A 7,601-nucleotide genomic window follows, 5' to 3' on the forward strand; every position below is an offset into this window, starting at 1 on the left:
TTCCCCGCGTCGGCAACGCGCTGGAAGCCGATGACGTCGGCTCCGAGCAGACCTTCGAGCACGAGCCGTCGCCACGGAAGCTGCGAGTACAGGCCGTATGCGGGGAACGGAATGTGGTGGAAGTAGCCGATCGTGAGATCGGGACGCATCTCGCGCAGCATCTTCGGAACGAGCTGCAGCTGGTAATCCTGCACCCACACGGTGCCGCCTTCTGCGACGGCGTCCGCCGCCGCTTCGGCGAATCGCCGATTCACCCGCACGTATGCGTCCCACCACACGCGTCGATAGCGTGGGGCGGCGATGACGTCGTGGTAGAGCGGCCAGATGGTGTCGTTGGAGAAGCCCTCGTAGTACTTCTCGATCTCGTCCGCACTGAGGGCGACCGGGATGAGGCGGGTGCCGTCGAAGTCGAACGGCTCGACGTCGAGATCAGCCTGCCCCGGCCATCCAACCCAGGCGCCGTCGGTCTGCTTCATCACCGGCTCCAGAGCGGTGACGAGGCCCCCCGGCGAGCGGCGCCAGCCGTCTTCCCCTTCACCCGGCCCGGCATTGTCCACGGGCAGACGGTTGGCGACGACGACGAATTCGGCCTGGGTCACAGGGGCTCCTGACGGTGATCGGGCCTTCAGGCTAACAGCGCCGTGTTTCGCGCAAACGCCGCTTGACGGCCGAGCGGCGCAGTGTCAAGGGGCGACGCCGCGGCGATACCCGCGCTAGCGTTGCGGCATGCGTCAGTATCTCTTCGGCACCGGAATTCTCTCGGCGGTCACCGGCGGCGTGACGCTGCTGCGCAGCATCCGCAACAACGAACCCTTCACGTGGCGCACGGCGCTCGCCTGGCTGAGCTGGGGCATCTCCCTGGCCCTGGCGATCGGCGCCGTCGTCGACACCCGTCGGGCAGCGCGCGGGCGCAACATCCCGCAGGACTCCCCCGTGGCCGGCAAGGAGGAGAAGCTCATGAAGAAGCGCCTCGCCAGAGGACGCTGACCACCACTCCTCGTCCCGACGAGAGCCCCGAGGCGCGTCGCCTCGGGGCTCTCGTTCGCGTCAGCGCGTGAGGATGAGGGCGTCGCCCTGGCCACCGCCACCGCACAGGGCCACCGCGGCGGTGCCGGAGCCGCGCCGCAGCAGCTCGTGGACGGCGTGGACGACGAGGCGATTGCCAGAGGCCCCGATCGGATGTCCGATGGCGATGCCGCCGCCGTGGGGATTGACGACCTCGTCCGACAGGCCGAGCTCGGCCTGGGAGCGCGCGACGACCGCGCCGAACGCCTCGTTGATCTCGACGATGTCGAGATCTGCCGGCGCGATCCCCTGCTTGGCGCACGCCTTCTCGATCGCACGGGCCGGCTGGGCGTGGAGGGAATTGTCGGGGCCGGCGACCTGACCCGATGCCCCGATGACGGCGAGCACCTTCCAGCCGTTCTCATCGGCATGCGAGCGGGTGGTGAGCACGACGGCAGAGGCGCCGTCGGAGATCTGCGACGCGTTGCCGGCCGTGATGGAACCGCCCTCGGCGAACGCCGGGCGAAGCTTCGCCAGTGACTCGACGGTCGTCTCGGGACGCACGCCCTCATCGCGGTTCACGACCAGCGCGTCTCCCTTGCGCTGGGGGATCTCCACCGGCACGATCTCGTGCTCGAACACGCCGGCCTCGTGTGCGGCGGCGGCCCGCTGATGCGAGCGCGCGGCGACGGCGTCCTGCACCTGTCGCGTGAGACCGAGTCGGTCGTTGTGGCGTTCGGTCGACGCGCCCATGCTCTCTTCGTTATACGCGTCGGTGAGCCCGTCGTACGCCATGTGGTCGAGCACTTCGACCGATCCGTACGCCCAGCCGTTCCGCGAGCCCATCATCAGATGCGGTGCGCGGGTCATCGACTCCATGCCGGCGGCCACGACCACGGTCGCGTCGCCGAGCGCGAGCATGCGGGCGCCGTCGATGACGGCGGTGAGTCCGGACAGGCAGACCTTGTTCACGCTCGCGGCATGCACATCCCACCCGATTCCCGCGGCGATCGCCGCCTGCCGGGCGGGGTTCTGCCCCGCACCGGCGGGGAGCACCTGCCCGACCAGCACCGCGTCGACCGCGTCTGCGGGTACGCCACCGCGCTCGAGCGCACCGCGGATGGCGGTCGCACCGAGCTGCACGGCGGTGAGGGGGGCGAGCTGGCCCTTGAGGCGACCCTGCGGGGTGCGGGCGGCGGCGACGATGACGATGTCGTCGGGGATCATGGGGTGCTCCCTTCGAGAGCGGGATCGACGGCGACGGCGGTGAGCGCGTCGGAGATGTGCAGCGTCGGCTCGGTGGCCGCGACGACGTCGGCGACCTCGACCCCCGGGGCGACTTCGATCAGAACGAGCCCGTCGTCGGTGACATCGATCACGGCGAGGTCGGTGATGATGCGGTCGACGACCCCGCGCCCGGTGAGGGGCAGCGAGCACTCGTCGACGATCTTGGCGGATCCGTCCTTGGCGACGTGTTCCATCAGCACGATCACCTTTCCGGCCCCGTGCACGAGGTCCATCGCTCCGCCGGGGCCCTTGACCATCTTGCCGGGGATCATCCAGTTCGCCAGATCCCCCGTTCGCGAGACCTGCATCGCACCCAGGATCGCGGCGTCGATCTTTCCGCCGCGGATCATTCCGAAGCTCGTCGCCGAGTCGAAGAAGGCGGTACCCGGAAGGGTCGTGACGGTCTCCTTGCCGGCATTGATGAGGTCGGGGTCGACAGCGTCTTCGGTCGGGTAGGGCCCTACCCCGAGGATGCCGTTCTCGGACTGGAGCACGACGGTCACCCCGTCCGGCACATGGTTGGGCACGAGGGTCGGCAGACCGATGCCGAGGTTCACATACGAGCCGTCGGCGAGTTCCTGAGCGGCACGGGCGGCCATCTCGATACGGGTGAGGGCCATCTCACACCTCCTGTTCCGTGCGGACCGTGCGCCGCTCGATGCGCTTCTCGATATCCGTGCCGACCTCGACGAGGCGATGCACGAAGACGCCGGGAAGGTGCACATCGTCGGGATCGATGGCGCCGGGCTCGACCAGCTCCTCGACCTGCGCGATGCACACGCGTCCGGCCATGGCGGCGAGCGGATTGAAGTTGCGCGCGGCCTTGTTGAAGACGAGGTTGCCGTGACGGTCGCCGCGCAGCGCGTGCACGAGGGAGAAGTCCGTGCTGATCGCCTCCTCGAGCAGGAAGTCCTTCTGCGAGCCGTTCACGGTGAAGCTGCGCACGTCCTTCGCCGGTGACGCCAGGGCGATGCCGCCGGCGCCGTCGTAGCGCTGCGGGAGTCCCCCCTCGGCGACCTGCGTGCCGACGCCGGTCTGCGTATAGAACGCGGCGATGCCGGATCCGCCCGCGCGCAACTTCTCCGCGAGCGTGCCCTGCGGGGTCAGCTCGAGCTCGAGTTCGCCCGACAGGAACTGCCGTTCGAACTCCTTGTTCTCCCCGACGTACGACGAGGTCATCTTGCGGATGCGCTTGGCACGCAGCAGCACGCCGAGGCCCCAGTCGTCGACGCCGCAGTTGTTGCTCACGACGCTGAGGTCGCTCGTGCCCTGGGCCAGGAGCGCCTCGATGAGGGCGATGGGGTTTCCGGAGAGTCCGAAGCCCCCCACCGCGAGCGATGCTCCGTCGGGGATGTCGGCGACCGCCTCGGCCGCCGATGGATACGTCTTGTCGATCACACGCACTCCTTCGTCGTCGCATCCATCCTCCCCCGGTGATCCGCGCGTCACCAGCGGGCTCTTGCGATGTGGATGCGATGGCGCGTACCGTCCACATCGTGGACACCCCTTCTTCCCGTCGCGCACAGGCGACCGTGCCGGGCGCGCAGGCGATCGCGCGCGCTGCCGCGCTGTTGCGCCTGGTGACCTCTGCCGGAGCCGACGGCGCCGCCGTCGGCGACCTCGCCCGTCGAGCCGGCCTGACGCGACCGACCACGCATCGGCTCCTCACCGCCCTCGCCCACGAGGGGCTCGTCGACCACGACGAGGAGATCGGAAGATGGATGCCGGGTCCCGAGCTCTACCTCATGGGGTCGGTGGCCGCATCCCGCTACGACATCACCGCCGTCGGGCGCGACGTGGTTCGATCGCTCGCGGTGCGCACCGAGGAGAGCGCGTTCCTGTCGGTGCGCCGAGGCGACGAGACGGTGTGCCTGCTGCGAGAAGAAGGCAGCTTCCCGATCCGCTCTTTCGTGCTGTCGGAGGGCGTGCGCTTCCCCCTGGGGGTCGCGTCGGCGGGGATCGCAATCCTCGCATTCCTGCCGCACCACGATGTGGACGCCTACCTGGCTCGACACCCCGAGATCGAGGCGTCGTGGGGACCGAGCCACTCCCCCGACCGCATGCGCGCGAGACTGCGGGAGACGACCGCGCGCGGCTACGCCGTGAATCCGGGGCTGATCGTCGAGGGCAGCTGGGGCATGGGCGCGGCGGTCTTCGACCGTGAGGGCCACCCGCAGTGGGCGCTGAGCCTCACCGGTGTCGAGTTCCGATTCTCGGCCGATCGGCTCCCCGACCTCGGCCGCACTCTGCTCTCCCACGCGCACCAGCTCACGTCGCGCATCGCCGCCGCCCGCCGCTGACTCGCCCGCCCCGCGCGCGCCCCCGCGCATCCTGTTCATCGAGAAACCACTTCCGCCGCGAGAAACCACGCAATGCGGTGCGTCTCGGGCGCGAACTGGTTTATCGCCACGCCCGGGCCTCGCGAGAAGGGTCAGACGAGGGCGAGGTGGGATCGGAGGATGCGCGCGACGACGTCGGCGCCGTCATCCGACATGACGATCGTGTAGTGGTTGAATCCGTCCACGCGGCGATGATCGATTCCCGGATGCGCGCGGAGCACCGCATCGAGGTGCGCCGCCGGGTAGAGCCCTGGCTCCTCGTTCTGCAGCCCGCGCGGCACGGTGACGAGCGTCGTGGGATGCGACAGCGAACGCAGCGCGTCGGGCAGCGTCGTGCCGGTGGTCATGTCGGCCGTGTCGTCACGCGTGACGGCGTATCCCGTGGCCGGACGGTGCCCCCCGTCGGCGGCCGGCACGAGGTCGTACGCGAAGTAGTCGTCCAACCGCGGCTCCCAGGCGCCGGCGAAGGCGGGATGCTCGCGCCAGAACGCCAGGTACGCGGCTTCGTCGTCGAACCGCATCGACAGGCGCGCGGCGGTGGGGCCGAGCACGGCCGTCATCGTCTCATCCGGATCCATCCCGGTCGGAACGGCAAGCGGCAGCCCGCCGTCAACGAGCACCAGGCGCGACACGCGCTCCGGATGCCGGTGGGCGAAGACGACCGAGACGAAACCGCCCATGGAATGGCCCGCGACGATCGCCCGCGACACCCCGACGGCGTCGAGCAGCAGTTCCAGATCGTCCGCGTGCACGGCGAGACCGGCGGGTCCTGCCACGTCGTTGCTTCGTCCGCGTCCTCGCAGATCGGGCGCGATCACGCGCACGTCGGCAAGACGCTGAGCGACCCACGCCCACGCGAGGTGCGACGAGGTGACCCCGTGCACGGCGAGGATCGTCGGCGTCTCGGCGGTGGCACCAGTCGGCTCCCAGACCGCGGCGTGCAGCGGGCCGCCGGGCACCGCCACGTCGACGGTGCGGTACGTCTGCACGCTCATCGGGCGGTCCATCCACCGTCCATGGTGTACGACGCGCCGGTGACCATGCCCGCGTCCGGCCCGGCCAGCCACGTGGCCAGCGAGGCGACCTCGTCAGGTTCGATGAGACGCTTCACGGCCGACTCGGTCAGCATGATCTTCTCGACCACCTCCGACTCCTCGATTCCGTGGATGCGGGCCTGGTCGGCGATCTGCTTCTCCACGAGCGGGGTGCGCACGTAGGCGGGATTGATGCAGTTGCTCGTCACCCCGTGCGCGGCGCCCTCGAGCGCCGTGACCTTGGACAATCCCTCCAGGCCGTGCTTGGCCGACACGTAGGCGGACTTGTAGGCGCTGGCGCGCAGGCCGTGAGCACTGGAGACGTTGATGATCCGGCCCCAGCCCTGCTCGTACATGTGCGGCAGCGCCGCACGCACGAGCAGGAACGGCGCCTCGAGCATGAGGCGCAGCAACAGCCGGAAATCGTCGGGGACCACCTCGGTGATCGGTGCGACGCGTTGGATGCCGGCGTTGTTGACGAGGATGTCGACGTCCAATCGCAGGTCGTCGAGCGCGGTGGTGTCGGACAGGTCGACCGCCCACGAGCTCCCGCCGAGGCGCTCGGCGGCCTCGGCCGCAGCATCGCGGTTGAGGTCGGCGACCGTCACCTCCGCGCCACGGGCGGCGAAGGCCTCGGCGCACGCCAGGCCGATCCCGCTCGCGCCGCCGGTGACCAGCGCCCGCTTTCCCGCCAGGGTCTGTTCAGGCATCCGTCGTTCCTTCCGTTCGGCCTCGGGGGGCGAGGGCGTTGTCGATGAAGCGCATCATCGCGTCGAACACGTGCGCGTCGAGTTCTTCGGGAGGCACGCCGTCGGCGTCGCGCTCCCACAGCAGGAACCGCATCCCGATGAGTTCTCCCATGCCCATGAGCGCCCAGGCCGTCACGGTGGGATCGAGGCGGCGGTCGACGTCGCCGACCCGTTGCGCCGCCCGAAGGCCCTCTTCGTAGCCGTCGACGATGCGGGTGTAGTGCAGGTGCAGCGTGTCGGGTGAGACGAATTCGGCTTCGCGCACCACGCGGTAGAGGGCGGGGTGTGCGGCGGTGAAACGGAAGAAGCCCGCGAATCCGGCACGTTCGGCCTCGAGGCGACTGGATGCGCTGGCCATCGCCTCGCTCATCGAGTGGCGCACGCGGCGATTCAGGTCGATCACCAGCGCTTCGAAGACGGCCTGCTTGCTGTCGAAGTAGAGGTAGAAGGTACCGAGCCCGATGCCGGCGCGCTCGGTGATCTTGACGATGGACGCCTCGTGGTACCCCTGCTCGGCGAAGACCTGCTCGGCGGCCTCGAGGAGGCGTCGGCGGGTCGCCTCGCCACGTTTGGTGAGTGGTCGCCCTGTCGCCTTCGACACGGCGGGCGCGTCCGGCTCGACGTCAGCGGATGTGCTCACGCGACACCCCCTCCACCACGCGGACAGCCCGCTCGCGCAGCCGCGCGCGGGCGATCTTGTCTATCGCCGACGTCGGCAGCGCCTCGACGAAGGCCACGGCGACCGGCACCTTGAAACCGGCGAGGTGAGTCTTCGCATGGGCGAGCACCTCATCGGCCGACAGCTTCGCTCCGCGTCGGACGACGCAGAACGCCACGCCGCGTTCACCCCAGACCGGGTCGGGGACGCCGACGACGGCCGCGGCGGCGATGAGCGGATGCAGAACCAGGGCGCGCTCGACCTCGGCGGGTGCGACGTTCTCACCGCCGGAGATGTAGATGTCCTTCAGGCGATCGACGATGGTGTGCACTCCGTCGTCGTCGCGGTGGACGATGTCGCCGCTGCGCAACCACTCCCCGGCACGGGCTCGCGTGGTCGCGTCGTCGTCGAAGAGATATCCCGCGAAGACGCTGGGACCGCGCACCCACAGCTCCCCCGTCCCGGCGCCGGCCGGTTCGAGACCGGTCTCGCGGTCGACGACGCACACGTCCACGTGCGGATAGGGCCG

10 protein-coding genes are annotated in these 7,601 nt (G+C 69.8%); 2 read left to right on the plus strand and 8 right to left on the minus strand.

Annotation, left to right across the window (positions count from 1 at the left end):
• A partial coding sequence (locus B4E30_RS05270; protein ID WP_286793837.1) for a trehalose-6-phosphate synthase occupies window positions 1-599 on the minus strand: 599 nt, incomplete at its 3' end.
• A gap of 127 nt (window positions 600-726) precedes the next feature.
• Here B4E30_RS05270 and B4E30_RS05275 point away from each other — a divergent pair.
• Complete coding sequence (locus B4E30_RS05275) at window positions 727-987, plus strand: hypothetical protein (RefSeq protein WP_286793839.1); 261 nt, start codon at window positions 727-729, stop codon at window positions 985-987.
• 60 nt (window positions 988-1,047) lie between these two features.
• Here the strand turns inward: B4E30_RS05275 and B4E30_RS05280 are convergent, their stop codons facing one another.
• Genes B4E30_RS05280 through B4E30_RS05290 form a run of 3 tightly spaced genes read right to left on the minus strand, consistent with a single transcriptional unit; the run spans window position 1,048 to window position 3,690 of the window.
• Entirely contained in the window at window positions 1,048-2,232 is a 1,185-nt protein-coding gene (locus tag B4E30_RS05280) for an acetyl-CoA C-acetyltransferase (RefSeq protein WP_286793841.1), read from the minus strand.
• Entirely contained in the window at window positions 2,229-2,912 is a 684-nt protein-coding gene (locus B4E30_RS05285; RefSeq protein ID WP_286793843.1) for a 3-oxoacid CoA-transferase subunit B, read from the minus strand. Before B4E30_RS05285 ends, B4E30_RS05280 begins: the two co-directional genes overlap by 4 nt.
• Window position 2,913: 1 nt before the next feature.
• Window positions 2,914-3,690 carry a CoA transferase subunit A gene (locus B4E30_RS05290; RefSeq protein ID WP_194385075.1) on the minus strand — a complete coding sequence of 259 codons (777 nt, stop codon included), beginning with the start codon at window positions 3,688-3,690 and terminating at the stop codon, window positions 2,914-2,916.
• Between the two features lie 77 nt (window positions 3,691-3,767).
• On the opposite strand from B4E30_RS05290, the gene B4E30_RS05295 reads away from it, so the two are divergent.
• Window positions 3,768-4,592, plus strand: a complete 825-nt coding sequence (locus tag B4E30_RS05295; RefSeq protein ID WP_194385074.1) for an IclR family transcriptional regulator — start codon at window positions 3,768-3,770, stop codon at window positions 4,590-4,592.
• 131 nt (window positions 4,593-4,723) lie between these two features.
• Here B4E30_RS05295 and B4E30_RS05300 read toward each other — a convergent pair whose 3' ends face one another.
• The 4 genes from B4E30_RS05300 to B4E30_RS05315 all read right to left on the minus strand — a co-directional run.
• Window positions 4,724-5,626, minus strand: coding sequence for an alpha/beta fold hydrolase (locus B4E30_RS05300; RefSeq protein ID WP_286793846.1), 903 nt, complete (start codon window positions 5,624-5,626; stop codon window positions 4,724-4,726).
• Complete coding sequence (locus B4E30_RS05305) at window positions 5,623-6,375, minus strand: 3-hydroxybutyrate dehydrogenase (protein ID WP_286793848.1); 753 nt, start codon at window positions 6,373-6,375, stop codon at window positions 5,623-5,625. The genes B4E30_RS05300 and B4E30_RS05305 overlap by 4 nt, the downstream gene beginning before the upstream one ends.
• Window positions 6,368-7,054, minus strand: coding sequence for a TetR/AcrR family transcriptional regulator (locus tag B4E30_RS05310; protein WP_286793850.1), 687 nt, complete (start codon window positions 7,052-7,054; stop codon window positions 6,368-6,370). Before B4E30_RS05310 ends, B4E30_RS05305 begins: the two co-directional genes overlap by 8 nt.
• A partial coding sequence (locus tag B4E30_RS05315) for a class I adenylate-forming enzyme family protein (RefSeq protein WP_286793852.1) occupies window positions 7,038-7,601 on the minus strand: 564 nt, incomplete at its 5' end. The genes B4E30_RS05310 and B4E30_RS05315, both read right to left, overlap by 17 nt.

Source organism: Microbacterium sp. UBA3394, assembly GCF_002358725.1.
Classification (GTDB): Bacteria; Actinomycetota; Actinomycetes; order Actinomycetales; family Microbacteriaceae; genus Microbacterium; species Microbacterium luteum.

Coding starts and splice junctions, on each gene's coding strand:
- B4E30_RS05275 (WP_286793839.1), top strand. CDS start 727: ATGCGTCAGTATCTCTTCGGCACCGGAATTCTCTCGGCGGTCACCGGC.
- B4E30_RS05280 (WP_286793841.1), bottom strand. CDS start 2,232: ATGATCCCCGACGACATCGTCATCGTCGCCGCCGCCCGCACCCCGCAG.
- B4E30_RS05285 (WP_286793843.1), bottom strand. CDS start 2,912: ATGGCCCTCACCCGTATCGAGATGGCCGCCCGTGCCGCTCAGGAACTC.
- B4E30_RS05295 (WP_194385074.1), top strand. CDS start 3,768: ATGGCGCGTACCGTCCACATCGTGGACACCCCTTCTTCCCGTCGCGCA.
- B4E30_RS05300 (WP_286793846.1), bottom strand. CDS start 5,626: ATGAGCGTGCAGACGTACCGCACCGTCGACGTGGCGGTGCCCGGCGGC.
- B4E30_RS05305 (WP_286793848.1), bottom strand. CDS start 6,375: ATGCCTGAACAGACCCTGGCGGGAAAGCGGGCGCTGGTCACCGGCGGC.